Here is a 26,130-nt window from a genome sequence, read left to right on the forward strand (position 1 = left end):
GGCATGCCTGCGCTGGACCACCTGACGAAGGACGCCTTCCCCAAGTCCGCCAAGTACGACGCCATGTGGCTCGTCGACCTCGACATGGGCCCGCACCCGCTCTGGCTGCTCGAGGACCTCGCGGCCGACCTCGACCTCCGCCCGGGCATGCGCGTGCTCGACCTCGGGTCCGGTCTCGGCGCCACCTCGGTGTTCCTCGCCAAGGAGTACGGGGTCGACGTCGTGGCCGCCGACCTCTGGGTCGACCCGAGCGAGGCCGGCGCCGTCTTCGACAAGGAGGGCGTGGCCGACCGCGTCCTGCCGGTCCGCGTCGACGCCCACCAGCTGCCCTTCGGGCGGGGCGCCTTCGACGCGATCATCAGCATCGACGCGTGGGAGTACTTCGGCACCGGCGACCACTACCCGCCCTACGTCGCCAAGTTCCTGCGTCCCGGCGGGCAGCTCGGCGTGGCGACGCCCGCGCTCACCACGGAGGTGCGCGAGCTCGGCGAGATCCCCGACCACGTCGACAAGGTCGTCGGCTCGGAGACCGCCGCCTGGCACACCGCCGAGTGGCTGCGCAGCCAGTGGGACTTCTGCCGCGCGTTCACCTCGGTCACGGCGCGCACGCAGCCGGAGGGCTGCGCCAACTGGCTGCTCTGGGAGCGGGCGGTCAACGAGCTCAAGGGGCAGGCCACCTCGCCGGTGCAGCAGATGCTCGAGGCCGACGGCGGCGCCTTCGTCACGTTCGCACTCGTCACCGGGAGGGTCGCATGAGCAGCACCGACGACAAGGACACCGACGCGTCGGGCGCGTCCGCGGGCACCGACGCGTCGGGCGCATCCGGGAGCACCGACGCCACGCGCGTCACGGCGTCCGACCTCGGCCACCTGCGCCGGGCGGTCGAGCTGGCCCGGCTGGCACTCGAGCGCGGCGACGAGCCGTTCGGCTCGGTGCTCGTGTCCGCCGACGGCGAGGTGCTCTTCGAGGACCACAACCACGTCGTCGAGATGGACGAGACGCAGCACCCCGAGCTCGCCATCGCCCGCTGGGCCGGCGCCCGCCTGACGGCGGCCGAGCGTGCGAGCGCCACCGTCTACACCTCGGGCGAGCACTGCCCGATGTGCTCGGCCGCGCACGGCTGGGTGGGCCTGGGCAGGATCGTCTACGCCGCGAGCAGCGAGCAGCTCGGCCGGTGGCGGGCGGCATGGGGCGCGCCGCCCTCCCCGGTGCGCGCCCTCGCCATCACCGACGTCGTACCGGGCGCCGTCGTCGCCGGCCCCGCGCTCGAGCTCGAGGACGAGGTGCGCGACCTGCACGATCGCTTCGCCCACCGCCACCCACCCACCTGACGCGCCTGCCCGCACCCCTTCTCCCGCCACGTCCGGAGGAAACTGCGCCACGGCGCACTTCCGGCGCGCGATCGGCTGCGATCCGCGCGGTAAGTGCGCCATGGCGCAGTTCCAGACGCCGACGCTGCCGGATTCCATTCGAAACCGCGCCATGGCGCACTTCCGGTCCCGCGGGACCCTGTGGAGAGCACGGACGCGACGACCGTCTCCGAGGGCAGTCTCGACTCATGGCGAGACACGACCGACCGCTGCCGATCCGACGACCCGATGCCCTGGCGTCCGGCCTGACGGACAGCCGCCTCCGACGCACCCACCAGGCGGTCTTCCGGGGCGTCCACGTGGAGGGCGACCTCGTGCCGGGCCTCGAGGGCCGCGTCCTGGCCGCCCTCGCCGTCGTCACCCCGGGTAGCTACGTCTCGCACCACACCGCCGCCCTGCTCTGGGGCGGCGTCGTGCCCGACGATCCGGACATCCACGTGTGCAGTCCACGCAACCGAACCCGGCGCGTCGGCATCGCCGCCCACCGGACGAAGGCCGGACACCGCGTCGTCGCCTTCCGCGGTGTGCGCGTCACGAGCCCGTCCCAGACGTTCCTCGACCTTGCGCAGGTGCTGGGTCTCGTCGACCTGGTCGTGCTCGGGGACTCGCTCGTCCGAGCCGGGCGCACCACGGAGAAGGAGCTGGTCGAGAGCGCACGCCACCAGAGCGGTCCGCACTCGAGGCTGGCGCGGCGCGCCGCCTCGCTCGTCCGTTCTCGCGTGGACTCCCCGATGGAGTCGCGCGTCCGGCTCCTCGTGGTGCTCGCCGGGCTGCCCGAGCCGGAGGTCGACCACCGGGTGTTCGACGCGGACGGCCGGCTCCTGCGGCGGTACGACCTCTCCTACCTGCCCTTCCGGCTCATCATCGAGTACGACGGGCGCCACCACGCGGAGTCCGACGAGCAGTGGCTCGGCGACATCGGACGCGACGAGGACCTCGACGACGAACGCATCCGCCGCCTCGTCATCGTGTCCAGGGACGTCTACTCGACCCCGGCTCGGACGCTGTCACGGATCACGAAGGCGATGCGCTCGGTCGGGATGCCGGTGCCCCCGCTCCGCGACGACTGGCGACGCCACTTCCCGGGTCGGCCGGGTGACCTCGCGCAGCCGGCCTGACAGGCGGAAACTGCGCCACGGCGCACTTGTGGTCCGCACCCGCGCCGAACCGCGCGCGAAAGTGCGCCGTGGCGCGGTTGCGGCGCGGGTCGAGGGGTGGACAGCGTTTCGCCCACGGCGAACAGAGGCCGAACCTGAGCGCAACCGACTCAGGATGGGGAACAGGACCCGACGTCGCCGCGTTGGTCGGGTTGTGCTCGTCGACAGCGGGCACGGATAGCATCGAGATGTCTCTCGATCAGTCAGGAGAAGAACATGTTCGAACGGTTCACCGACAGGGCCCGGAGGGTGGTTGTCCTCGCGCAGGAGGAAGCACGCCTGCTCAACCACAACTACATCGGGACCGAGCACATCCTCCTGGGTCTGATCCACGAAGGCGAAGGCGTCGCCGCGAAGGCCCTCGAGTCGCTCGACATCTCGCTCGAAGCGGTCCGGGCCCAGGTCCAGGAGATCATCGGCCAGGGGCAGCAGGCCCCCACCGGCCACATTCCCTTCACGCCTCGCGCCAAGAAGGTCCTCGAGTACTCGCTGCGCGAGGCCCTCCAGCTCGGCCACAGCTACATCGGCACCGAGCACATCCTCCTCGGCCTCATCCGCGAGGGCGAGGGCGTCGCCGCGCAGGTGCTCGTCAAGCTCGGCGCCGAGCTGAACAAGGTGCGCCAGCAGGTCATCCAGCTGCTGTCGGGCTACCAGGGTGGCCAGGGCAGCGAGAAGGCCGGCGCCGGCGTCGGTCAGGCCCAGGGCGAGGGCACCCCGGCGGGGTCGCTCGTGCTCGACCAGTTCGGGCGCAACCTCACGCAGGCCGCCCGCGAGGGCAAACTCGACCCGGTCATCGGGCGCGAGAAGGAGATCGAGCGGGTCATGCAGGTGCTGTCCCGCCGCACCAAGAACAACCCCGTCCTCATCGGCGAGCCCGGCGTCGGCAAGACCGCCGTCGTCGAGGGCCTCGCGCAGGACATCGTCAAGGGCGAGGTGCCCGAGACGCTCAAGGACAAGCAGCTCTACACCCTCGACCTCGGCTCGCTCGTGGCCGGCAGCCGCTACCGCGGTGACTTCGAGGAGCGGCTGAAGAAGGTCCTCAAGGAGATCCGCACCCGCGGCGACATCATCATCTTCATCGACGAGATCCACACGCTCGTCGGTGCGGGTGCCGCCGAGGGCGCCATCGACGCGGCGAGCATCCTCAAGCCGATGCTGGCCCGCGGCGAGCTGCAGACGATCGGCGCGACGACGCTCGACGAGTACCGCAAGCACATCGAGAAGGACTCGGCCCTCGAGCGGCGCTTCCAGCCGATCCAGGTGCAGGAGCCGACGCTCCCGCACGCCATCGAGATCCTCAAGGGCCTGCGCGACCGCTACGAGGCCCACCACCGGGTCACGATCACCGACGGCGCGCTCGTCGCCGCGGCGAACATGGCCGACCGGTACATCAACGACCGCTTCCTGCCGGACAAGGCGATCGACCTCATCGACGAGGCGGGCGCGCGACTGCGCATCCGCCGGATGACGGCGCCGCCGGACCTGCGCGACTTCGACGAGAAGATCGCCGCGCTGGTCCGCGAGAAGGAGTCGGCCATCGACGGCCAGGACTTCGAGCGTGCGGCCCGTGTCCGCGACGACGAGAAGCGCCTGCGCCAGGAGAAGGCCGAGCGCGAGGCCCAGTGGAAGTCCGGCGACATGGACGTCGTGGCCGAGGTCGACGAGGAGCTCATCGCCGAGGTCCTGGCGGCCAGCACCGGCATCCCGGTCTTCAAGCTGACCGAGGAGGAGAGCAGCCGCCTGCTCCACATGGAGGACGAGCTGCACAAGCGCATCGTCGGCATGGACGACGCCGTCAAGGCGCTGTCCCAGGCGATCCGCCGCACCCGCGCCGGCCTGAAGGACCCGCGTCGCCCGGGTGGCTCGTTCATCTTCGCCGGCCCCACCGGCGTCGGTAAGACCGAGCTGGCCAAGACGCTCGCCGAGTTCCTCTTCGGCAGCGAGGACGCGCTGATCCAGCTCGACATGTCGGAGTACTCCGAGAAGCACACGGTGAGCCGCCTGTTCGGCTCGCCCCCCGGCTACGTCGGCTATGAGGAGGGCGGCCAGCTCACCGAGAAGGTGCGCCGCAAGCCGTTCTCCGTCGTGCTCTTCGACGAGGTCGAGAAGGCCCACCCGGAGATCTTCAACTCGCTGCTGCAGGTGCTCGAGGACGGCCGCCTCACCGACTCCCAGGGTCGGATGGTCGACTTCAAGAACACCGTCATCATCATGACGACCAACCTCGGCACGCGCGACATCTCCAAGGCCAACATGGGCTTCTCGGCCGGGCCCGACAGCCGCTCGGACTACGAGCGGATGAAGGCGAAGGTCACCGACGAGCTCAAGCAGCACTTCCGGCCCGAGTTCCTCAACCGCGTCGACGACACCATCGTGTTCCCGCACCTCAACAAGGACGAGATCACGCAGATCGTCGACCTCGAGATCGCCAAGCTCGACAAGCGGCTCAAGGACAAGGACATGGGCATCGAGCTCACGCAGGCGGCCAAGGACCTGCTCGCCAAGAAGGGCTACGACCCCGTGCTCGGTGCGCGCCCGCTGCGTCGCACCATCCAGCGCGAGATCGAGGACGCCCTGTCGGAGAAGATCCTCTACGCCGAGTTCACGTCCGGCCAGTACATCAAGGTCGACACCGAGGGCGAGGGCAAGGAGGAGACGTTCACCTTCTCCGACATGGCCCACCCCGACGCGACGCACCGCCCGGCCGACGACCTGCCCGAGCTTCCCGAGGGCGCGGCCCTCGACGAGGCCCTCGGCGTCAACGTGACGGCCGGACCGTCGGTGCCCGACGACACCGTCTACCCCGACCACGGGGTGGCGGGCGGCGAGCGCTGAGCCTGCAGAAGCGGTAGAGCACACGGCCGAAGGGGCCGGGGACGCGTTCCCCGGCCCCTTCGTCGTACCTGCCTCCCGGCGTCGCTCGACCGGGGACGGACGCCGGGGTGCGCCCGGGTCAGACCCGGGTCGTAGCGGCGCCGGACGCGTCGGGCCCGTCGGCCGACGACGCGCGCCACCCAGCGCGGCGAGGGTTGGGGCCATGAGCAACGCCATGAATCACGACCAGAACGCCTCCGAGGGCCTTGTGGCCCGCGACCTCGTCATGACCTACGGCCGCAGCCCCGGCCAGACACCGCCCGCGCTCGGCGGCGTGGACCTGACCGTGCTCCCCGGTGAGAGCGTGGCCGTCATGGGTCCGTCGGGGTCGGGCAAGACGACCCTGCTGCACGTGCTGGCCGGCATCCTGCGCCCGACCGGCGGCCAGGTGCTGTGGCGTGGCCGCGACGTCGCGCGGATGTCGGACCGCGAGCGGACCACGTTGCGCCGCAAGGACTTCGGCTTCGTCTTCCAGCAGGGGATGCTGCTGCCCGAGCTGCCCGCGGTCGAGAACGTCGCGCTGCCACTCATGCTCGACGGCGTCTCACGGCGGGTCGCGACGCGGCAGGCACAGCCGCTCTTCGCGCCGCTCGGGCTCGCGGGCCTCGAGAAGCGACGGCCCGGCGAGCTGTCGGGCGGCCAGGCCCAACGGGTCGCCATCGCGCGGGCCATGGTGGCGCGTCCGGGCGTCGTGTTCGCCGACGAGCCCACCGGCGCCCTCGACCAGCACACGAGCGCCGAGGTGATGCGCCACCTCACCGACCTCGCCGCCCACACCGGCGCGGCCCTCGTCGTCGTGACCCACGACGAGAACGTCGCGGCCTGGTGCGGCACGGTCGTGCGGGTCCGGGACGGACGCGTCGTCGAGCGCACGACGCGTCGGCCCGGCGTGTCCGTCGCTGCTGCCGCACCGCAGGTGGCGCAGTGAACGCCGCGCTGTCGCTGTGGTGGCGGCTGCGCCGGGCCGGCACCGGGCAGGACCGGGTGCCCGGCGTGCTCTCGGTCGTGTCGTTCGCCGTCGCGACCGCGGCGCTGCTCGTCTGCGTCGCCGGCCTCACCGCCTTCGAGGTGCGCAACGCGACGCCGCCGGACGCCCGGGTGGGAGGCCTCGCCATCGACGCGGCGGCGATCGGCGACCTCTACGTCACGCTGGCCTGGATCGCCACGACGTGCATGGTCATCCCGATCCTCACCCTCGGCGGCGTGGCGGCGCGGCTGGCCATCGCCCGGCGCGACCAACGCCTCGCGGCGCTGCGCCTCGCCGGCGGCACGACCGGCCAGGTGACCCTCATGACGCTGGCCGAGGCGGCCGCGCAGGCGCTGGTCGGCGCGCTCGCCGGCGTCGTCCTCTACGTCGCGGCCGTGCCGCTCGTGGCACGGCTGACCTTCCAGGGGCGCACCTTCGAGCTCGGCGAGCTGTTGCTGCCGCTGTGGAAGACCGGGCTCGTCGTGGCCGCCGTCGTCCTCGTCGCCGTGCTGTCGGGCGCGTCGAGCCTGGCCCGCGTGGCCGTCAGCCCGCTCGGCGTCGCGGCCCGCACGAGCCCGAAGCGGCTCAGCCTCCTCCGGGTGCTCGTGGCCGTGGCCGCCGGCGCGGCATGGCTGCTCGTCATCACGCCGATGAAGGAGCCGGACCGGGTCGCCATCGTCCTCGTGCTCGGGGCGATGATCCTCGCGGTCAACTCGGTCGGGCCGTGGGTCGTCATGGTCGCCGGGCGCCTGGCCGCCCGGGTGGCGCCCACCGCCACGACCCTCCTCGCTGCCCGCCGCATCGCCGATGACCCGAAGAGCACGTGGCGTGCCGTGGGGGCCCTCGGCCTCGCCGTCGTCGTCGTGGGCTTCACGAGCCTCACCTCGGTGGACGCGTCCGCGACCGGGCTCGAGGCCTACCTCGCGGCCGACGTGTCGACGGGGTCGTTCGTGACGCTCGCCATCATCACGGTGGTCGGTGCAACCTCGACCGGCGTCGTGCAGGCGGCCCGGGTGCTCGACCAGCGGGACCAGTACCGCGCGCTCGCCCTCGCCGGCACGGGTGAGCGCGCCCTGCACCGGGCGCGCGCCCTCGAGGTGGCGCTGCCGCTCGCGGTGACGATCGCCCTGTCCGCGGGGTTCGTCTTCACCTTGGTCCTGCCCTTCTCGAGCCACCTCGACGGCGCGCTCGTCGTGCGGTTCGTCGTGACGTCGGCGCTCGCTGGAGCCGTCGTGCTGGCCTCGGTGCTGGCCTCGCGTTCCCTCGTTCGGACGGCCTCCCGCGTCGCGTGAACCGGTCGTCTACGGTGGGGCGGTGACCTCTGTGCACCGCCCCGCCGCGCGCCGCCGAGCCAGCACGCGCGTCGCCGTCGCGGCCGCCGCGACGGCCGCACTGCTCGCCTCGTGCACGTCGACCCCGAGCGGCTCGCCCGCTTCGGCCCCGGCCTCGACGGCAGGGTCGGCGACGACGACGGGCACGGGCAGCACCTCCTCGGCGCCCGCGCAGGGTGGCCTCACCGGCGCACCTGCTCCCCTCGTCGCCCTGGTCGAACGCGTCTACGGCGGTGGCGACCTCGGCAGCGCCGCGAGCCCCACCGCCAAGGCCGCCCTTGCGGCGCGCAAGCCGGCCGCGCTCCCGGCCGGCGCGAAGGCGTCGGTCGGGTCGTGGATGGGCACCCCCGTCGCGGTCGTCACGGCCGGCGACGACGTCACGCTCGCGGTCGGGCCCACGTGGAAGGTGGTCGGCGGCTGGTGGCCCGGCCTCGGCGTCGACCGGCCGTCCCTGGGCCCCAAGGGCCCCCGCTGGGTCCTCGCCATCGGGTCGGACGCCCGCAAGGGCCAGCCGCTCGAGCGCACCCGCGCCGACGTGCTCCAGGTCATCGGTCAGGACGGCGCCGGCGGCGGCGGTGTCATGGGCATGGCCCGCGACCTCTGGGTGCCGCTGTCGACCGGCGGCAAGGGAAAGATCAACTCCGCCATGGTGTTCGGCGGCCCGTCCGCGCAGGTCACCACGGTGCGGCGCGTCACCGGCCTGCCCGTGCAGGGGTACGTCGTCATCGGCTTCTCCGGCTTCAAGAAGGTCGTCGACGAGCAGGGCGGCATCCCCATCGTCATCCCGAAGACCGTCGTGGCCTCGCACGCCAAGAACCTCGTCATCAAGGCGGGCCCGCAGACGTTGAGCGGCGCCGAGGCCCTCGCCTACGCCCGCGAGCGCAAGACCCTCCCCGACGGCGACTTCGGCCGGTCCCGCCACCAGGGCGAGGTGATCCTCGCGTCCGCGATCAAGGCCAAGCTGGCCGGGCCCATCGCCATCCCCCGGGCGCTGACGAGCTTCAGCAAGGTGGGCCGGAGCAACCTCGACGCCGAGCAGATCCTCACGTTCACGGCAGGCCTCCACACGCTCAACCCCCTCAAGGTCGGCCGCGGCGTCGCCAAGGGCGCCTTCGGGTGGGCCGGCCAGCAGTCGATCGTCGTGCTCGGCGCCGAGGCCCGACGCCTCTTCGCGCAGTTCCGCGACGGGAACCTCTCGTGAGCACCGACGCCTCCCACGCGTCAGACACGTCCGACGCGTCCGACCCCTCCCCCGCTGCGGTGCTGCGGCGCGCCCGCACCGCCGACATCCGGGCGATCCGCGCGCTCGTCGCACCGCTCGCCGAGCGACGCGTCCTCGTGAGCAAGGAGGCCGTCACCTACTACGAGTCGGTGCAGGAGTTCCGGGTCGCCGAGGTGGACGGCCGCGTCGTCGGGTGCGGCGCGCTGCACGTCATGTGGGAGGACCTCGCCGAGATCCGCACCCTCGCCGTGGCCGACGACCAGCTCGGCACCGGCCTCGGCGGCCGGATCCTCGAGGAGCTCGTCGAGGACGCCCGTGCCCTCGGGGTGCGGCGCCTGTTCTGCCTCACCTTCGAGACCCGGTTCTTCGAGCGGCACGGGTTCGCCGCCATCGAGGGCCAGGCCGTGTCGCACGCCGTGTACGCCGAGCTGCTGCGCTCCTACGACGAGGGTGTCGCCGAGTTCCTCGACCTCGAGCGGGTCAAGCCGAACACCCTCGGCAACACCCGGATGCTCCGCACCCTCTGAGCGCCTCCCGCCCTCAGGCGCGCCCGGAGGCCGCGTAGAGGCGCCGGACGACGTCCTCGATGTCCGGCTCCTCGATCGTCAGGTCACGCACGTCGTGGCGCGCCGACACGTGGGCGAGGACGGCTGCCGCCGTGGTGGTGGCCGGGTCGAACGACAGCCGCTGGCGCAAGCCGTCGGACTCGCTGCCGACGAGCGTCGCGCCCGGGACGTCCGCGAGGTCGGGCGTCGGCGCCGCGAGGTCGAGCACGAGCAGCCGTTGGGCACCGACGGTCGCGGCGAGACCGGGGAGGGTGCCGTCGAAGGCGAGCCGGCCGTGGTCGACGACGAGGACGCGGTCGCAGAGCCTCTCGATGTCGCCCATGTCGTGGGTCGTCAGCAGCAGGGTCGTGCCGCGCTCGCGCCGCTCGGCGACGAGGAACTCGCGCAGCCGCTGCTTGGACAGGACGTCGAGGCCGATCGTCGGCTCGTCGAGGACGAGCAGCTCCGGTGAGTGCAGGAGGGCAGCCGCGATCTCGGCCCGCATCCGCTGGCCGAGCGAGAGCGAGCGCACCGGGGTGCCCAGCTGCGGCCCCATCTCCAGCTGCTCGACGAGCAGGTCGGTGCGGGACCGGGCGTGGGCGTCGTCGAGCCGGTGGATGGCGGCCAGGATCGTGAACGACTCGCGCAGCGGGAGGTCCCACCACAGCTGGGAGCGCTGGCCGAAGACGACGCCGACGCGTCGGGCGACCTCGACGCGCTGGCGCATCGGGTCGAAGCCGCACGTGCGCACGTGCCCGGAGGTCGGCTTGAGGATGCCGGTCAGCATCTTGATCGTCGTCGACTTGCCGGCGCCGTTGGCCCCGATGTAGCCGACCGACTCGCCCGGCTCGACCGTGAACGACATGTGGTCGACGGCGCGGGTCCGCTTGAAGTCGCGCACGAGGTCGCGCGTCTCGATGATGCTCATCCGCCTGCTCCTTCGTAGTGCCGGGTGCCGATGCGCCAGCAGAGGGCCGCGAGGGCCCACGCGAACACCGCCGCGAGCGGGGTGCACCAGGCGAGCCACGTCGGCACGAACGGGTCGCCGGGCAGGTGGAGGATCGCCACGGCCGGCACGTAGGCGACGAACGCCGTGGGCACGACGAACATCCAGAAGATCCGCAGCAGGTTCGGGAACACTTGCTGGCTCTGCTGCGCGGCGTAGGACCCGCCGTAGGTGAACGCGTTGGTGAACTCCGAGCCGTCGACGAGGAAGAATTGCAGCCCACCCGCGGCCGTGAACAGCGCCGAGAAGATCGCCGTGCCGCTGACGACGGTGAGCACGAGCAGGGCGACGGTGGCCCACGACCACGACACGTCGGCCGTCGTCAGGGCCACGACGAGCGCCACGACCGCCACCGACATCCGCCCGACGCGGCGCAGCGACAGGTCGCTCGTCACGAGCTGGGCCAGCAGCGGCAGCGGTCGCACGTAGAAGGCGTCGACCTGCCCGGCCCGGATGTAGGTGGGCAGCTGGTCGAGGTGCCCGACGACCATGTCGGCCAGCGCGAACGCGAGGTTGGACAGCGCGAACACGAGCAGCGCCGCGGGGAAGTCGAGCCCGCCGAGCACGTCGACGTTGTGGAAGATGACCCACACCTCGGCGAACTCGGCCAGGCCCGCGCCGAGGGTGCCGAGGACATCGGTGACGAACGAGGTGCGGTACTGCATCTGGGCCCGGGCGCGCGAGGCGAGCAGGACGCGGTACGGGCGCAGCCGCTCGCGAAGGCCCGTGAGGCCCATGGCCTCCGGGCGGTGCACCGGGCCGGGCACGGTGGTCGGGTCAGCCACCCTGCACCTCCAGCTTGCGCCGGCCGGCCCGCATGACGACCTGGCCGAGGACCACGAGGACCACCGCCCAGAACACCTGGCTCGCGAGCGTCGGCAGCACCTGCGCGCCGGTCACCCGCCCGGCGAGGATGTCGATGGGGTTCTGGAGCATCGACGGGAACGGCGACCACTGGGCGATGGTCCGCAGCCAGTCGGGGAACCACGGCACCGGCACGTAGAGGCCACAGAGCAGGCCGCCGAAGATCATGTAGAGCAGGCGCACGCCCCGCACCTCGACGAGCCAGAACGCGAGGAGGTTGACGACGAAGCTGCCCGCGAAGGCCACGACGACGGCGAGGGCCACCGACACGAATCCGGCGACCCACCCCATCGCCCCGGGCGGCCACGCCATGTCGAACAGCAGCGCACCGACGAGCAGCGCGGGAGCTCCCCGCGCGATGAGGTTGATGCCCGCGCGTCCGAGATCGCTTGCGAGGTAGGCGAACTGGGGGTCGAGCGGCCGCAGGAAGTCGATGGCGATGTCGCCGGTGCGGACCCGCTGGCCCACCTCCTGGAAGCCCCAGAGGTTGACGGTGCCGAGCAGCGCCTGGCCCCACCACACGAACGCGACGGCGGTCGGGGCGTCGTAGCCCCCGATGGCCGACCCCGCCGACGCCACTGCCGCGAGCACGATCGAGGCGCGGATCAGCCCGAAGACCGAGTTCGTCGTCATGCCCGCGAGGAGCGCGAGCCGGTAGGTCGAGTGGCGCCGGAAGCCCGCCCGGACGAGGAGCCAGAACGTCGACACGGTCCCCGCTCCCCCTCTCGCTCCCCTGCGCCCCGGCCGGAGGCACGAGGGGCCACGTTACTGGTCCGGCCAACGCCGGGCAACGGGGTTCGGGGGCACGTGCACGGGCGCGGACACGGACGCCGGGCCTATGTGGTGAGGTGTGCCCATGGCCCGATCAGCGCGCGACCTGTCCCCCGAGGCCCTCGAGTTCCTCCGGGTCAGGCACCTGGCCACCCTGACGACCGCGCGACGCGACGGCTCACCCCACGTGACACCCGTCGGGTTCACCTGGGACGCAGAGGCCCTCGTCGTGCGCGTCATCACGAGCCGCACGAGCCAGAAGGCCGTCAACGCGGCCCGAGGCGGCCGGGCCGCGGTCTGCCAGGTGGAGGGTCGCCACTGGCTGACGCTCGAGGGCAGCACCCGCGTCCTCGACGACGCGGCCACCGTGGCCGACGCCGAGCGGCGCTACGCGGCTCGCTACCGGGAGCCCCGCCCCAACCCGCAGCGGGTCGTCGTCGAGATCGCCGTCGACCGGGTCCTCGGCAACCTCTGACCGGACGCGGGCCCCGTCAGGCGGGGAGCCGGAAGCGGTCGCCGTCGAGGGGCTCGACGAGGCCGTCGGCGACGAGGGAGTCGAGGCAGCGCATCACCTGCGCCGCGTCGGGGCCGCTGTCGGCGAGGTCGGCGAGCGGGAGGTCGGCGTGCCGGTCTCGCAGCCGGCGCAGCAGCTCGCCGCGCACTTGCCGGTCGGTGCCGTGCCAGGCCTGGCCGCGACGCGGCGGCCCGTCGTAGGCCGGGCGGCCGTCGAGGTTCCAGGCACAGAGGTCGGCCACCGGGCACTCGCCGCAGCGTGGCCCACGCGCCACGCACACCAGCGCGCCGAGCTCCATGACCGCGACGTTCCACGTGTTGGCGGTGTCGCGGTCGGCCGGCATCGACTCCGCTGCGAGCCGCGCCTCGGCCCGGTTGAGCGTGAGGTTCGGGAAGGCCTTGCCCTCGACGGCCCGGGCCAGGACGCGCCGCACGTTGGTGTCGACGACCACCTCCGGGATGCCGAAGGCGAAGCATGAGACGGCGGCCGCCGTGTAGGCCCCGACCCCGGGCAGCGCGAGCAGCTCGGCCGGGGTGCCCGGCACCTCGCCGCCGTGCCGGTCGACCATCGCGGTCGCGGCCTCGTGCAGCCGCAGCGCCCGGCGCGGGTAGCCGAGCCGGCCCCACGCGCGTACGGCGTCGCCGGGAGCGGCCGCGGCGAGCGCGCCCGGTGTGGGCCAGCGCTCCATCCACTCGCGCCAGATCGGCTCGACGCGGGCCAGCGGCGTCTGCTGCGACATCACCTCGGACAGGAACACGCCCCAGGGGCTGCAGTCAGGGGCACGCCACGGCAGCTGCTGCCGGCCGGCCTCGGCGTACCAGGCGTTGACGCGCTCGTGGAGCAGCGGCGTCGCGACGGGTGAGGAGGGCGGGGTGGGCACGGCGGCATCGTAGGCGCCACCACGGACGCCGGTCGCGCCGGTCGCGCCGGTCACGCCCGTCAGACGTAGCGCTCGAGGATGCTCGACTCGGCGAGGCGCGAGAGCCCCTCGCGGACGGCGCGCGCCCGGCCCTCGCCGACGCCCTCGACGAGCATGAGGTCCTCGATGCCGGCGGCGAGGAGGCGCTGCAGCGACTCGAAGTGCGTGACGAGGCGCTCGACGATCGCGCTCGGCAGCCGCGGCACCTTGGTCAGGAGGCGGTAGCCGAGCGGGCTGACGGGCGCGTCGAGGCTGTCGCCGACGACGGAGAACCCGACGGCGCGGGCACCCGCGGGCAGGTCGAGCAGCTCGACGGAGTTGAGGGCCTCGAGGTTGGCCAGCGCCTCCTCGAGGGTGAGGCCCGACTTGGTGGCCGGCAGGTAGTCGCGGATGACGAGCTCGCGGTCGTTGCCGAGGCCGCCGACGAGCTCCTCGAGCTGGAGGCTGAGCAGGCGGCCGTCGGTGCCGAGCTCGACGACGTAGTCCTGGATCTCGGCCGAGATGCGCCGGACCATCTCGAGGCGCTGGAGCACCGCGGTGACGTCGCGGATCGTGACGAGGTCCTCGATCTCGAGGGCCGACAGGGTGCCGGTGACCTCGTCGAGCCTGGCCTTGTAGCGCTCGAGGGTCTGCAGGGCCTGGTCGGCGCGCGAGAGCGTCGTGGGCGAGCCCTCGATGACGTGCCGGAGGTCGCCGACGTAGAGCGCGACGACGCCCATCGACTGGCTCACCGAGATGACCGGGAAGCCGGTCTGCTTGGCGACCCGCTCGGCGGTGCGGTGCCGGGTGCCGGACTCGGTGGTCTCGATGCTGGAGTCGGGGACCAGCTGCGTGGCGGCCCGAACGATGCGGGCGCCCTCGCGGTCCAGGACGACGGCGCCGTCCATCTTGCACAGCTCGCGCAGGCGGGTGGCCGAGAACTCGACCTCGAGGGCGAAGCCGCCGGTGCAGATGGACTCGACGACCCGGTCGAAGCCGAGGACGATGAGGGCGCCGGTGCGGCCGCGGAGGATCCGTTCGAGGCTGTCCCGCAGCTCGGTGCCCGGGGCCACTGCGGCGAGGGCCGCGCGGAGCAGCAGCTCGTCGTTCCGGTCCATCACGTCCCTGTCAGCAGGGGGCGAGCCCAGCGCGTCGACCCCGGTCGGTCGCAGTCTAGACGGTGCCGAGGGCATGCGTGCCGGATGTCCGGGCACCGGCGAGGCGTCCGATGGCCTCGATGGCGCGGGGCACGTCGGACACCTCGACCGCCCGGATGCCCTGCGGCACCGTGGTGTCGGCCAGGCTGCCCCCGGGAACGAGCGCGTGCCGGAACCCGAGGCGTGCCGCCTCTGACAGCCGGCGGTCGAGCCCGGTGACGCGTCGGACCTCGCCGGCGAGACCGACCTCGCCGAGGGCGATGACGTCGGGGGCCAGCGGCTGGTCGACGACCGAGGACGCGACGGCGCACACGATGGCGAGGTCGGCGGCCGGCTCGGTGATGCGGACCCCGCCGACCGTGGCGGCGAAGATGTCGCGCGAGCCGACCGGGGCACCGGCCCGCTTGTCGAGGACGGCGATGATCATCGCAAGGCGCGAGGCGTCGAGGCCGCTGGAGGTGCGACGCGGCGAGGGCAGCGGCGAGGGCGCGACGAGCGCCTGCACCTCGGCCACGAGCGGGCGCCGCCCCTCGAGGGTGACGGTGACGCACGTGCCGGCCACCGCGTGGTCGCGGCTCGACAGGAACAGCCCGCTCGGGTCGGGCAGCCCGACGATGCCGACGTCGGACAGGTCGAAGCAGCCGACCTCGTCGGTGGGGCCGTAGCGGTTCTTGACCGCCCGCACGAGCCGCAGCCGCGAGTGGCGGTCGCCCTCGAACTGGACGACGACGTCGACGAGGTGCTCGAGCACGCGCGGGCCGGCGATCGAGCCGTCCTTGGTGACGTGCCCGACGAGCAGCACCGCCATGCCGCGCGACTTGGCCGACTGGATGAGGCTGGCCGCGACCTCGCGGACCTGCGAGACGTTGCCGGGCTGGCCCTCGACGTCGGCGCTGGCGACGGTCTGCACGGAGTCGACGACGAGCAGCTGCGGAGCCCGCGCCTCGACGTGGCCGAGGACGGTGCCGAGGTCGGTCTCGGACGCGAGGTAGAGGGTGTCGGCGAGGGCCTCGATGCGCCCGGCCCGGGCCCGGACCTGCGCGGCCGACTCCTCGCCGCTGATGTAGAGGACGTCGGCGCCGCTGCGGGCCGCGCGGGCGGCGACGTCGAGCAGCAGCGTGGACTTGCCCACGCCCGGCTCGCCGGCGACGAGGACGACGGCCCCCGGGACGAGGCCGCCGCCGAGGACGCGGTCGAACTCGGCGACGCCGGTGGGACGCGCGGCGGCCTGCGTGATGTCGACGTCGCCGATGCGCGGCGCGGGGTCGACGACCGACGCGGGGGCGGTGCGGGCCGTGGTGGCGCCGACCTCACCGACGGTGCCCCACGCCTGGCACTCGCCGCAGCGGCCGACCCACTTGACGGTGGTCCAGCCGCACTCGGCGCAGCGGTAGCCGGGGGCACGCCGCCCCGACGCGGACGATCTCGTCGCGGTCCTCGAAGCCATGGCGACGACCGTAGGGCCCGGGGCCGACAACGGCCCGCAGCCCCCGCCGACGGCGCCGGGAAAGGCCATCACCCGTGCGTGCGAGACTGGGTACATGGAGTCGGTCATGCCCTACGTGCTCGCGATCGTGCCGACGGTCGGAGTGGCCGTGCTGTTCTATTTCGTCATCAAGACCATTCTCGAGGGAGACCGTCGCGAGCGACTGGCCCAGGCGAAATGGGAGGCCGAGCACGACCGCGCCCATGAGCAGGCGCAAAAGCCGGTCGACACCGGCACCACTGCGACGGACATTTCCACCGACGCCGCGCACTCCGTCAATGGTTCACGCGGCACGGACGCTCCAGGAACCGACCGCGTCGGGCCTTGATGCGCCTCTGACCGGGCGAATGCCCGAAAGAGCGAGCGCCCGAATCGCATTCGGGCGCACGTCCCCCGCACAGAACGACGGGGACACCGAAAAGGTCACGCACTGACATTTCCCGGCCAATACGGGCCCGTTTTCTCCGAGGAAAGTGCATTTCCCGCGCGATGGCGGTAATTTGATCCTGCCCATAGCGATGGGCTCGCATTTCCCCTCCATAACAACCCCTTCCTCAGACGGAGAAACATGGCTCAGCGTGTCGAAGTGAGACTCATCGACGACATCGACCAGGGTGACGCCGACGAGACGGTGACGTTCGCCCTCGACGGTGTGACGTACGAGATCGACCTGTCCGACAAGAACGCCAAGAAGCTGCGCGACGACTTCGCCTCGTGGGTCGGCCACGCCCGCCGCAGCGGCGGCGCGCGCGCCACGACGAAGCGCCGCAGCAGCGGCGGCGGGGGCGCCAAGCGCGACCTCGCCGCCGTGCGCGAGTGGGCCCGGGCCAACGGGCACCAGGTCTCCGACCGCGGCCGCATCTCGGCCGAGGTCCAGGAGGCCTACGACAAGGCGCACTGACAACCGGTCGCACCAGCAGGGCCCGGCACCGCACGGTGCCGGGCCCTCGTGCGTCCCCGGCCGGACGCGTCCCGAGCGTCCCGAGCCCCGACGCGTCCCCCGAGCGTCCCGAGCCCCGACGCGTCAGGCGCGGGTGATCGAGGCCGCGAGGTCGCCGCCCGTGGCCACGCGGTCGACGACCTCCTCCATCCGCAGCTGCTCGAAGGTGCCGCCCTCGGCGCCGACCTCGACCTCCTCCCACGAGCGGGGGCAGGCCGCCGTCGGGGCCTCTCGACCGCGCAGCGAGTACGGGCAGACGGTCGTCTTCGCCGCGACGTTCTGGCTCCAGTCGAGGAACACCTTGCCGGGGCGCAGCTCCTTGGCCATCTTCCACACGACGAGGTCCGGGTGCTTCTTGCTCAGCTCCTGGGCCAGCTGCTGCACGGTGTCGCGGATCGCGTCGCTCGTGTGCTCGCCGGGCAGCACCGCGTAGAGCTGCAGGCCCTTGCTGCCGCTCGTCACGGGCACCGTGTCGAGCCCGATGGCCCCGAGCCGCTCGCGCACGATCAGGGCGACGTGGGCGCACTCGCGCAGGCCGGTGCCGGGGCCGGGGTCGAGGTCGATGACGAGCCGGTCGGGATTGAGGGCCACGGCGTCGCGGCCCTCGCCCTCGTATCGCCACTGGTGCACGTGCAGCTCGAGGGAGTTGAGGTTGGCGAAGTAGGTCAGCCCGGCGAGGTCGTCGATGAGCGGGAAGACGGGGTCGCGGCCCGCGCGGCGGATCCAGGAGGGGGTGCCGGCCGGGAGGTTCTTCTCGAAGAACTGCATGTCGCCGACGCCGTGCGGGAAGCGGATCCGGGTGACGGCCCGGTCGCGCAGGTGCGGCAGGATCACCGAGGAGACGCGCGCGTAGTAGTCGAGCACCTGCGCCTTGGTGGTGCCGGTGGCCGGGTACATGACCTTCTCGAGGCTCGACAGGCGCATCCGGCGCCCGTCAACCTCCACGGTGACCTTCGGCGGCTCGTAGGCCATCACTCCCCCTCGGCGTGGTCGTCGACGTCACCCGGCGTGAGGTCGGTGCGCAGGCCCTTGAACGCCGGCTGGCGCAGCCGCCCCTGGCTGCTCAGCCCGAGCGACTGGACGTCGGCGACGAGCACGGGGTGCACCCACGTGGCGCCGTCGGCGTCCTCGCGCGGCACCTCGGTCAGGAACGGCGACTCCCCCGACGCCAGCGGCGTCAGGTCGTGCAGCAGCGTCTGCCCGACGCGTCCGGCCAGGCCGGAGCCGACGCGTCCGAGGTAGCGCAGCCCGCCCGGGCCGGGCACGCCGACGAGCACCGCCCCGAGCCGGCGCGCCCCGGCGCCGCCGATCTCCGGGCGCCAGCCGCCGATGACGACCGACACGGTGCCGCGGTGCGGCGACTTGAGCCAGTACGGCGAGCGGACGCCGGGCACGTACGGGGAGTCGACGCGCTTGGACACGATGCCCTCGAGGCCCTGCTCGCGCGTCGCGGCGTGGAGGGCGGGGCCGTCGGTGAACGTCGGCGGCGTCTGCCAGCGCGGCGTCGACAGCTCGAGCCGCTCGAGCGTGGACCGGCGGTCGCTCCACCGGCGGGCCAGCAGGTCGACGCCGTAGAGGCGCAGCAGGTCGAAGGCCATGAGCGTCACCGGCGCCTCCTCGGCGAGCCGGGCGGCGCGTCGGGCGTCGGTGACGTGGAACCGCTCGGCCATCGCGCCGAACGAGGGCACGCCCTGGCGCAGCGAGACGATCTCGCCGTCGAGGAGCATGTCGGCGTACTCGGCGTGCAGCCCGTGCAGCTCGGGAAAGGCGACCGTGACGTCGCGCTCGGTGCGCGAGAAGAGGCGCACCGCACCGTCCCTGACGTCGGCGAGGACGCGCATTCCGTCCCACTTCACCTCGTGCCTCCACTGCTCCCCGGTCGGAATGGCCGACGCGGGCGTCGCGAGCATGGGGCGCATGGGTGCATTCTTGTTCCCATGCGAGCCATCTGGAAGGGCGCCGTGTCGTTCGGACTGGTGAATGTGCCGGTCCGGCTCTTCTCGGCCACGGAGAACCATGACGTGCAGTTCCGCCAGGTCCACGAGAAGGACGGTGGGCGAATCAGGTACCAGCGCGTCTGCGCCATCGATGGCGAGGAGGTGCCGTACTCGGACATCGCCAAGGGATACGAGACCTCCGACGGCCAGATGGTCGTGCTCTCCGACCAGGACATGAAGAGCCTTCCCTCGCGCTCCTCCAAGGAGATCTCGATCGAGAAGTTCGTGCCGTCCGAGCAGATCGACCCGCTGCTGTTCGACAAGAGCTACTACCTCGAGCCGGACAAGACCGGCCTCAAGCCGTACGTGCTGCTCCGCGACGCGCTGGAGAAGGCCGACCGGATGGCGCTCGTCACCGTCTCCATCCGCACCCGCATGACGCTCGCCGTGCTCCGGGTGCGCGAGGGCGTCATCGTGCTGCAGACCCTGCTCTGGGCCGACGAGGTGCGCGCGCCCGAGTTCGAGTCGCTCTCGGAGGAGACGCACGCGACGACCAAGGAGCTGGCCATGGCGGCCTCGCTCGTCGACTCGCTGTCGGGCGACTACGAGCCCGACGAGTTCGAGGACGACTACTCCGAGGCCGTCGAGGCGCTCGTGTCCTCCAAGATCGAGGGCGGCGAGCTCAAGGAGACGCCGGAGCGCGCCGAGGAGGAGACCGAGGTCGTCGACCTGCTCGCGGCCCTGCAGCGCAGCGTCGACAAGGCCAAGGCAGCGCGCGGTGGCTCAGGAGCGTCCGACGCGGGAGCGACCGAGGCGTCCGACGAGCCGGCGAAGAAGGCGGCGGCCAAGAAGACCGCTCCCAAGACCGCGGCGAAGAAGACGACGGCAAAGAAGACGGCGCCGACGAAGAAGGCCGCGGCGAAGAAGGCCTCCCGCAAGGCCAGCTGACCACCGCCCTGCTTACCGCCCGCCGGGACAGAACCGGACGAGACCGAACTCACGGCGCGACGGCGTGGTTCACGGCCCGTCGGTGACACCCCGGCGGGAGGATGGAACCGTGCAGATCGTCACCGTCGAGGAGCTCCAGAAGCGGCTCCGTGGCCTGCCGGACAACCCGCGCATCGTCACGAGCGGCAACATGGCCGTCCCGTTGGAGGCGCTGGCCGCGGTCGACGAGGCCGTACCGGCCTACGTCCTCCACGCGCTCAACGCCCCGAAGGGCCTGCCCGACCGGGAGGGCGTCACCGTCGAGACGTGCTTCGTCGGACCGGGGATGCGCCACCACCCGAGGCTGCGCTACGTGCCGTCGCGGCTCTCGCTCGTGCCTCTGCTCTACAAGCGGTCGCTTCCGCCCGACGTCGTGCTCGTGCACTGCGCGCCGCCCGTCGACGGCCAGGTGAGCCTCGGCCTCGAGGTCAACGTGCTGCCGGCTGCGATCGAGGCGTGCCGGGCGAGGGGCGGCCTCGTCGTCGCCGTGCTCAACCCGCGGATGCCCTACACGTTCGGCGACGCCCAGGTGCCGGTCGAGCACGTCGACCTGGCCGTCGAGGTGGACGCGCCGCTGGCCTCGCACCTGCCGGTGCCGCCCGACGCCGACAGCGCCGCCATCGGGCAGATCGTCGCCTCGAAGGTGCTCGACGGCGCGACGATGCAGCTCGGCATCGGCGCGGTCCCCGACGCGACGCTGGCCGCGCTCGTGGGCCGGCGCGGCCTGCGGGTGTGGACCGAGATGTTCTCCGACGGCGTCCTCGCCCTCGACGCCGAGGGCGCCCTGGACCCCGACCACCCGCTGGTGTCCTCGTTCGTCTTCGGCAGCCAGGACCTCTACGACTGGCTCGACCGCAACCCCCGCGTGCGGATGCTGCGCACCGAGAAGACGAACGACCCCGGGCTCATCGCGCAGCAGCGGCAGATGACGTCGGTCAACACGGCGCTCGAGGTCGACCTGTTCGGGCAGGCCAACGCGTCGAGGATCAACGCCCGCATCCACTCCGGGTTCGGCGGGCAGACCGACTTCATCGTCGGGGCGTTGCACTCCCCCGGCGGCCAGTCGTTCATCGCCCTGCGCTCCTGGCACCCCAAGGCCGACTGCTCGACCGTCGTGCCGCTCGTCGACGAGCCGGTCACGAGCTTCCAGCAGAGCGCGTTCGTCACCGAGCACGGCGTCGCCGAGCTCTGGGGTCGCAGCGAGCGCGAGCAGTGCCACGACATCATCGAGAACTGCGCCCACCCCCGCGTGCGCGACGACCTCTGGGAGGAGGCGCATGCGCTCGGGCTCGCCTGAGCCGCGGGCTGTGCGCGCTCGGCCTAGGGTGGCCGCATGAGCCAGACCGACGCGTCCCGTCCCGTCGCCGTCGTCACCGGGGGCACCCGTGGCATCGGCCTCGCCGTCGCGCGCGACCTCGCGGCGACGCACCACGTCGTCGTGGGCGGTCGCAGCGCGGGGTCGGTGGGCCGCGTCGTCGACGAGCTCCCTTCTGCCGAGGGGCTGGTCGCCGACCTCGCCGACTGTTCTCCCGGTGGGTCCCTCGACTCGGCGCTGACGGACCTCGCGGCCCGGCACCCGCGGGTCGACGTGCTCGTCCACTCGGCCGGCATCCTGCGCAGCGGCACGGTGGCCGACGCGCCCGCGTCCGACTGGGTCGAGTCGCTGACCGTCAACGTCGTCGCCGTCGCGGCCGTCACGCGGGCCCTCCTGCCGGCGCTGCGGGCGGCCGAGGGACGCGTCGTGGCCGTGAACTCCGGGTCGGGCTTCACGAGCGGAGCAGGCGGGGGCGCCTACGCCGCATCGAAGTTCGCGCTGCGCGCCCTGACCGACGCGCTGCGCGAGGAAGAGCGCGGCAACGGCGTGCGCGTCACGTCGGTGCACCCGGGACGCGTCGACACCGACATGCAGCACGAGCTCGTCTCGTTCGAGGGTGCCGAGTACGACGCGGCCCGCTACCTCGACGTCGAGTCGGTGGTCGCGGCGGTTCGCCTGGCGCTGGAAGCGGGCCCGCGGGCCAACGTCGACAGCATCAGCGTGCGCCCGCGCGGGTACACCGCCTGACGCCCCGGGCCGGGGCATCGACCCGGGCACCGTTGCAGCCCAGCGGATCCCGACGAGCCCGCCGTCAGATGCGGCTCGCTCCCCGCGTCGGTGCCGTGGCGAGGCGGGCGAAGGCGAGCGCCTCGGCGAGGTCGACCTCACGCGCCTCCTGCGACAGCTTGCGCGTCGACACCTCGACGACGACGTCACCGGACCAGCCGGAGTCGGCGAGCAGCTCGAGCACGTCGGCGCACGGCTGGCCGCCGCGCCCGGGCACGAGGTGCTCGTCCTTGAACGAGCCGAGGCCGTCGGCGAGGTGCAGGTGGGCGAGCCGGGAGCCGAGCGCGCTCACCATGGCGGCGGCGTCGGAGCCCGCGGTGGCCGTGTGCGACAGGTCGATGGTCACGCTGTCGTAGGCCTGCTCGACCGGGTCCCAGTGCGGCAGGTAGGCGAGCACCTCGCGCCCCGCGGTGCGCCACGGGTACATGTTCTCGACGGCGAGCCGGACGCCGCTCGCGGCCTCCCGCTCGGCGATCCCCTCGACGAACTGCTCGGCGTAGTCCTTCTGCCACCGGAACGGCGGGTGCAGCACGACGACCGGCGCACCGACCTCGAGCGCGAGGTCGATGGAGCGGTCGATCTTCGTCCACGGGTCGGGGCCCCAGACCCGTTGGGTCAGAAGGAGCGTCGGCGCGTGCACGGACGCAATCGGCAACCCGTGCAGCTCGGAGAGAGCCCGCAGCGCGCCGGGCTCGCGGGTGACCGGGTCGGTCCACACCATGACCTCGACCGAGTCGTAGCCGAGGCGGTCGGCGGTGGCGAAGGCCGTGGCGGCGTTGCCGGGGTACACCGACGACGTCGACAGGCCGATGCGGATGCTCATGAGGCCACGGCCGGCGTCATCCGCCGAGGTGGTCGAGGCGGCGCAGGATCAGGCCCTCGCGCAGCGCCCACGGGCAGATGTCGACGTGGTCGACCTGGAGCAGGTCGAGGGCGGCCTCGGCGACGAGGGCCCCGGCGAGCAGCTGGCGGGCCCGCCCCTCGGACACGCCGGGCAGCTCGGCACGGGCGGCGGCCGGCAGGCCGGTGAGCTGCTCGACGATGCCGCGGAGGTCCTCGCGGGTCATCGAGCGCGGCACGAACGGGCCGTCGCCGCGGGGCGCGGCACCGGCGATCCGGGCCAGCGAGCGCATCGTCTTCGAGGTGCCGACGACCCGGTCGGGCACGCCGCCGGTCAGCAGCGGGCGCACGTGCTCGCCGAGCGTCATGCGGATGCCCGAGCGGACGCGTCGGACGACCGCGGGGTCGGGAGGGTCGCCGGGCAGCTGCTCGCGCGTGACGCGTCCGGCCCCGAGGGGGAGGCTCAGCGCGACGTCGGGCTCCTCGTCGAGGCCGGCCGCGAGCTCGAGGGAGCCGCCGCCGATGTCGACGACGAGCACGCGGCCGCTCGACCAGCCGAACCACCGGCGCACGGCCAGGAAGGTCATGCGGGCCTCGTCGACACCGCTGAGGACGTCGAGGTCGATGCCGGTCTCGGAACGGACCCGATCGATGACCGCCTCGCCGTTCGGCGCCTCGCGCAGGGCCGAGGTGGCGAAGGCGAAGAGGTCGGTGACGCCCTGGTCCTCGGCCACCTGGAGGCACTCGTGCAGGAACGCGACGAGCCGGTCGGCCACGGCGTCCGCGACGCGTCCGTCGGTGTCGAGGCTCTCGGACAGGCGCAGCTCGGTCTTGTGCGAGAAGGCCGGCAGCGGGTGGGCACCCGGGTGCGCGTCGACGACGAGGAGGTGGACCGTGTTCGACCCGATGTCGACGACGCCCAGACGCATGCCCTCACCCTAACGGCGCCGGTCCGGCCGGACCGGCGCCGTCCGGCCATCGACCCGCGGACGGGTCAGGGGGTGCGGCGGCTCAGGGTGAGCGAGCCGAGCGCGAGGGCACCGACGATGAAGGCGACGACGACGCCGAGGGCCCGGAGCGCGGCGGCCGAGCCGTCGGCGCTGTCGGTGATGGCGTTCATCGCGTCGACGGCGTACGACAGCGGCAGCAGGTCGGAGATCCACGACAGCAGCGTCGGCAGCTCGTCGCGCGGCACGAGCAGCCCGCACAGCAGGATCTGCGGCAGCACGAACGCCGGCATGAACTGCACGGCCTGGAACTCGGTGCGGGCGAACCCGCTCGCGAGCAACCCGAGGGCGGTGCCGAGCACGGCGTCGGCGAGGGCGACGACGAGCAGCAGCCCCACCGACCCGGCGACGTCGAGGCCGCACACCCACACGGCGAACGCCGTCGCGACGATGCCCTGCACGACGGCGAGCGCCCCGAACGCGAGCCCGTAGCCGAGCATGAAGTCACCCTTGCCCAGCGGCGTCGTGAGGAGGCGCTCGAGCGTGCCGGACTGCCGTTCGCGCAACGTCGCGATCGAGGTGACGATGAACATGACGATCATCGGGAAGATGCCGAGCAGGGCCGGCCCGACGTTGTCGAAGACCGGCGTGCCGTTGTAGATCCACGCGAGCAGGCCGAGCAGGACGCACGGCACGACGAGGATCATCGCGACGGTGCGGTGGTCGGTCCGCACCTGGCGCAGCACGCGGCCGGCCGTGACGAAGGACAGGGCGGCGTTCACGATGCGCTCCTCTCGCGCGCGGCCTCGGCGTCGATGAGCGCGAGGAAGGCGGCGTCGGCGTCGGGGGCCCCGGTGCGGGCGAGCAGCTCGTCCGGCGTGACGTCGGCGAGCACGCGACCCTCGCGCAGCAGGACGAGGCGGTCGCAGCGGGTGGCCTCGTCCATGACGTGGCTCGAGACGATGAGCGAGTGGCCGGCCTCGGCCAGCCGCCGGAAGAGGTTCCAGAGGTCGCGGCGCAGGACCGGGTCGAGGCCCACGGTCGGCTCGTCGAGCACGAGGAGCGTCGGGCGCCCCACGAGCGCGGCCGCGAGCGACACCCGCGACTCCTGCCCGCCGGAGAGGTCGCGGACGAGCTGGTCGGCGTGCGAGGTGAGGTCGACCTCGGTGAGCGTGCGGTCGACGGCGTCGCGCAGCTCGGTGCCGCGCAGGCCGACCGCGCGGCCGAAGTAGGCGACGTTCTCGCGGATCGTGAGGTCGGCGTAGACGCTCGGGTCCTGGGTGACGTAGCCGACGTCGTCGCGCAGGGGCGCGGAGCCGGCCGGGTGGCCGAGGACGGTGACGGTGCCCGACTCGATGATCTGGACGCCGACGATGCACCGGATGAGCGTGGACTTGCCCGACCCGGAGGGGCCGAGCAGGCCGACGACCTCGCCGGGTGGGACCTCGAGGTCGAGGTCGGGGATCACGAGGCGCTTGCCGCGCACGACGCGCAGGCCGTGCACGACGACCGCGGGTCCCGACGAGTTATTCACCATGTGATGAAATCTACTCCGCGGGACCCGTCGTGTAAACGCCCTCGGCCACGACCGCCGGCGCGGGGGCGAGCAGGTGGTGCTCGATGACCGGGGCCAGCCGCTCGACGAGCTCCTCCGGGCTCGCCTCGGCGATCCCGGGCATCCGGAGCACGTAGCGCATGACGACGAGCCCGACGATCTGCGAGGCCACGAGCCCGCCCCGCAGCTGCACGTCGGGCGAGCCGAACGCCCCGGCGACCCGGCCGAAGACCTCCCGGCCGAGGAACTCGCGCAGCACCCGGGCGGCGTCCTCGCTCGTCATCGCCGAGCGCACGAGCGCCACGAGCGCGTCGCGCCGCTCGCCCGGCTCCCACACCGACAGGAAGGTCTCGATGACACGGCGCCCGACGCCCTCGGGCCCGCCGGCGACGATGCGCTCGACGAGGCGGGACGGGTCGACCGGCATCGACAGGGTCTCGGCGAAGAGCGCCGGCTTGCCGTCGAAGTAGTGGTGCACGAGGGCCGGGTCGACGCCGGCCTCGCGGGCGATCCCGCGCAGGCTCGCCTTGTCGTAGCCGTGCGTGGCGAACGACCGACGCGCTGCGTCGACGATCGCGGCCCGCGTGTCGACGCCGCCCGGACGCCGCCCGCGGCCGCGCGTGGACGCCGCGCCCTCGGCCCTCGGTGTCATGCGTCCACG

At 72.9% G+C, this 26,130-nt stretch carries 27 protein-coding genes; 14 read left to right on the forward strand and 13 right to left on the reverse strand.

Features of this window, described 5'->3' with window-relative positions:
- Positions 1–3 precede the first annotated feature (3 nt).
- The 8 genes from BIV28_RS06945 to BIV28_RS06980 all read left to right on the forward strand — a co-directional run bounded on the left by BIV28_RS06945 (position 4) and on the right by BIV28_RS06980 (position 9,448).
- On the forward strand, positions 4–756 hold the full coding sequence (locus tag BIV28_RS06945) for an SAM-dependent methyltransferase (protein ID WP_076260486.1): 753 nt from the start codon (positions 4–6) through the stop codon (positions 754–756).
- Positions 753–1,331 (forward strand): nucleoside deaminase, encoded by a 579-nt coding sequence (locus BIV28_RS06950; protein ID WP_083707116.1) that lies wholly within the window; start codon positions 753–755, stop codon positions 1,329–1,331. Before BIV28_RS06945 ends, BIV28_RS06950 begins: the two co-directional genes overlap by 4 nt.
- A gap of 227 nt (positions 1,332–1,558) precedes the next feature.
- On the forward strand, positions 1,559–2,488 hold the full coding sequence (locus tag BIV28_RS06955) for a hypothetical protein (protein ID WP_076260487.1): 930 nt from the start codon (positions 1,559–1,561) through the stop codon (positions 2,486–2,488).
- 255 nt (positions 2,489–2,743) lie between these two features.
- Positions 2,744–5,362, forward strand: a complete 2,619-nt coding sequence (locus BIV28_RS06960) for an ATP-dependent Clp protease ATP-binding subunit (protein WP_076260489.1) — start codon at positions 2,744–2,746, stop codon at positions 5,360–5,362.
- Between the two features lie 202 nt (positions 5,363–5,564).
- A complete protein-coding gene (locus BIV28_RS06965; RefSeq protein ID WP_076260490.1) occupies positions 5,565–6,329 on the forward strand; it encodes an ABC transporter ATP-binding protein in 765 nt (254 codons plus the stop codon).
- Positions 6,326–7,660, forward strand: a complete 1,335-nt coding sequence (locus tag BIV28_RS06970) for an FtsX-like permease family protein (RefSeq protein WP_076260492.1) — start codon at positions 6,326–6,328, stop codon at positions 7,658–7,660. The genes BIV28_RS06965 and BIV28_RS06970 overlap by 4 nt, the downstream gene beginning before the upstream one ends.
- Positions 7,661–7,682: 22 nt before the next feature.
- The gene (locus tag BIV28_RS06975) at positions 7,683–8,900 is read left to right on the forward strand and encodes an LCP family protein (protein ID WP_207555825.1); all 1,218 of its coding nucleotides are present in this window, start codon (positions 7,683–7,685) and stop codon (positions 8,898–8,900) included.
- Between the two features lie 59 nt (positions 8,901–8,959).
- Positions 8,960–9,448: an amino-acid N-acetyltransferase gene (locus BIV28_RS06980; RefSeq protein WP_076260631.1), complete on the forward strand. Its 489-nt coding sequence runs from the start codon at positions 8,960–8,962 to the stop codon at positions 9,446–9,448.
- A 13-nt stretch (positions 9,449–9,461) separates the two neighbouring features.
- On the opposite strand, the gene BIV28_RS06985 is transcribed toward BIV28_RS06980, so the two are convergent.
- From BIV28_RS06985 to BIV28_RS06995, 3 genes are read right to left on the reverse strand one after another with little or no spacing between them, the layout of a single operon-like run.
- Positions 9,462–10,394 (reverse strand): ABC transporter ATP-binding protein, encoded by a 933-nt coding sequence (locus BIV28_RS06985; protein WP_076260495.1) that lies wholly within the window; start codon positions 10,392–10,394, stop codon positions 9,462–9,464.
- On the reverse strand, positions 10,391–11,257 hold the full coding sequence (locus tag BIV28_RS06990; protein WP_341350202.1) for an ABC transporter permease: 867 nt from the start codon (positions 11,255–11,257) through the stop codon (positions 10,391–10,393). The genes BIV28_RS06985 and BIV28_RS06990 overlap by 4 nt, the downstream gene beginning before the upstream one ends.
- Positions 11,250–12,044 carry an ABC transporter permease gene (locus BIV28_RS06995; protein ID WP_076260497.1) on the reverse strand — a complete coding sequence of 265 codons (795 nt, stop codon included), beginning with the start codon at positions 12,042–12,044 and terminating at the stop codon, positions 11,250–11,252. Before BIV28_RS06995 ends, BIV28_RS06990 begins: the two co-directional genes overlap by 8 nt.
- A gap of 148 nt (positions 12,045–12,192) precedes the next feature.
- Here BIV28_RS06995 and BIV28_RS07000 point away from each other — a divergent pair, with 148 nt between their 5' ends.
- Positions 12,193–12,582 carry a pyridoxamine 5'-phosphate oxidase family protein gene (locus BIV28_RS07000; protein ID WP_076260499.1) on the forward strand — a complete coding sequence of 130 codons (390 nt, stop codon included), beginning with the start codon at positions 12,193–12,195 and terminating at the stop codon, positions 12,580–12,582.
- A 16-nt stretch (positions 12,583–12,598) separates the two neighbouring features.
- On the opposite strand, the gene BIV28_RS07005 is transcribed toward BIV28_RS07000, so the two are convergent.
- From BIV28_RS07005 to radA, 3 genes are read right to left on the reverse strand one after another with little or no spacing between them, the layout of a single operon-like run.
- Entirely contained in the window at positions 12,599–13,501 is a 903-nt protein-coding gene (locus tag BIV28_RS07005; protein WP_076260634.1) for an HhH-GPD family protein, read from the reverse strand.
- Between the two features lie 59 nt (positions 13,502–13,560).
- Positions 13,561–14,637: a DNA integrity scanning diadenylate cyclase DisA gene (disA, locus tag BIV28_RS07010; RefSeq protein WP_076260500.1), complete on the reverse strand. Its 1,077-nt coding sequence runs from the start codon at positions 14,635–14,637 to the stop codon at positions 13,561–13,563.
- 55 nt (positions 14,638–14,692) lie between these two features.
- On the reverse strand, positions 14,693–16,123 hold the full coding sequence (radA, locus tag BIV28_RS07015) for a DNA repair protein RadA (RefSeq protein WP_076260502.1): 1,431 nt from the start codon (positions 16,121–16,123) through the stop codon (positions 14,693–14,695).
- Positions 16,124–16,217: 94 nt separating this feature from the next.
- On the opposite strand from radA, the gene BIV28_RS07020 reads away from it, so the two are divergent.
- Together BIV28_RS07020 and BIV28_RS07025 are read left to right on the forward strand one after the other, a co-directional pair.
- Positions 16,218–16,490, forward strand: coding sequence for a hypothetical protein (locus tag BIV28_RS07020; protein WP_207555833.1), 273 nt, complete (start codon positions 16,218–16,220; stop codon positions 16,488–16,490).
- A gap of 240 nt (positions 16,491–16,730) precedes the next feature.
- Positions 16,731–17,063 carry a histone-like nucleoid-structuring protein Lsr2 gene (locus BIV28_RS07025; RefSeq protein ID WP_076260505.1) on the forward strand — a complete coding sequence of 111 codons (333 nt, stop codon included), beginning with the start codon at positions 16,731–16,733 and terminating at the stop codon, positions 17,061–17,063.
- Positions 17,064–17,186: 123 nt separating this feature from the next.
- Here BIV28_RS07025 and ligD (BIV28_RS07030) read toward each other — a convergent pair whose 3' ends face one another.
- Complete coding sequence (gene ligD, locus BIV28_RS07030) at positions 17,187–18,074, reverse strand: non-homologous end-joining DNA ligase (protein ID WP_076260506.1); 888 nt, start codon at positions 18,072–18,074, stop codon at positions 17,187–17,189.
- Entirely contained in the window at positions 18,074–19,021 is a 948-nt protein-coding gene (ligD, locus tag BIV28_RS07035; protein ID WP_076260508.1) for a non-homologous end-joining DNA ligase, read from the reverse strand. The genes ligD (BIV28_RS07030) and ligD (BIV28_RS07035) overlap by 1 nt, the downstream gene beginning before the upstream one ends.
- A gap of 18 nt (positions 19,022–19,039) precedes the next feature.
- On the opposite strand from ligD (BIV28_RS07035), the gene ku reads away from it, so the two are divergent.
- From ku to BIV28_RS07050, 3 genes are all read left to right on the forward strand, one after another.
- On the forward strand, positions 19,040–19,987 hold the full coding sequence (ku, locus tag BIV28_RS07040; RefSeq protein ID WP_076260510.1) for a non-homologous end joining protein Ku: 948 nt from the start codon (positions 19,040–19,042) through the stop codon (positions 19,985–19,987).
- A 109-nt stretch (positions 19,988–20,096) separates the two neighbouring features.
- A complete protein-coding gene (locus BIV28_RS07045; RefSeq protein ID WP_076260511.1) occupies positions 20,097–21,323 on the forward strand; it encodes an acetyl-CoA hydrolase/transferase family protein in 1,227 nt (408 codons plus the stop codon).
- Positions 21,324–21,359: 36 nt separating this feature from the next.
- Entirely contained in the window at positions 21,360–22,088 is a 729-nt protein-coding gene (locus BIV28_RS07050; RefSeq protein WP_076260513.1) for an SDR family oxidoreductase, read from the forward strand.
- A gap of 64 nt (positions 22,089–22,152) precedes the next feature.
- Here the strand turns inward: BIV28_RS07050 and BIV28_RS07055 are convergent, their stop codons facing one another.
- The 5 genes from BIV28_RS07055 to BIV28_RS07075 all read right to left on the reverse strand — a co-directional run bounded on the left by BIV28_RS07055 (position 22,153) and on the right by BIV28_RS07075 (position 26,121).
- Positions 22,153–22,950 carry a sugar phosphate isomerase/epimerase family protein gene (locus tag BIV28_RS07055; RefSeq protein ID WP_076260515.1) on the reverse strand — a complete coding sequence of 266 codons (798 nt, stop codon included), beginning with the start codon at positions 22,948–22,950 and terminating at the stop codon, positions 22,153–22,155.
- Between the two features lie 16 nt (positions 22,951–22,966).
- Positions 22,967–23,896 carry a Ppx/GppA phosphatase family protein gene (locus BIV28_RS07060; protein ID WP_076260517.1) on the reverse strand — a complete coding sequence of 310 codons (930 nt, stop codon included), beginning with the start codon at positions 23,894–23,896 and terminating at the stop codon, positions 22,967–22,969.
- A 65-nt stretch (positions 23,897–23,961) separates the two neighbouring features.
- Positions 23,962–24,696: an ABC transporter permease gene (locus BIV28_RS07065; RefSeq protein WP_076260519.1), complete on the reverse strand. Its 735-nt coding sequence runs from the start codon at positions 24,694–24,696 to the stop codon at positions 23,962–23,964.
- Positions 24,693–25,451 carry an ABC transporter ATP-binding protein gene (locus tag BIV28_RS07070; RefSeq protein WP_076260520.1) on the reverse strand — a complete coding sequence of 253 codons (759 nt, stop codon included), beginning with the start codon at positions 25,449–25,451 and terminating at the stop codon, positions 24,693–24,695. The genes BIV28_RS07065 and BIV28_RS07070 overlap by 4 nt, the downstream gene beginning before the upstream one ends.
- A 10-nt stretch (positions 25,452–25,461) precedes the next feature.
- A complete protein-coding gene (locus BIV28_RS07075) occupies positions 25,462–26,121 on the reverse strand; it encodes a TetR/AcrR family transcriptional regulator (protein ID WP_076260522.1) in 660 nt (219 codons plus the stop codon).
- Positions 26,122–26,130: the final 9 nt, after the last annotated feature.

It is taken from the genome of Intrasporangium flavum (genome assembly GCF_001956915.1).
Classification (GTDB): domain Bacteria; phylum Actinomycetota; class Actinomycetes; order Actinomycetales; family Dermatophilaceae; genus Monashia; species Monashia flava.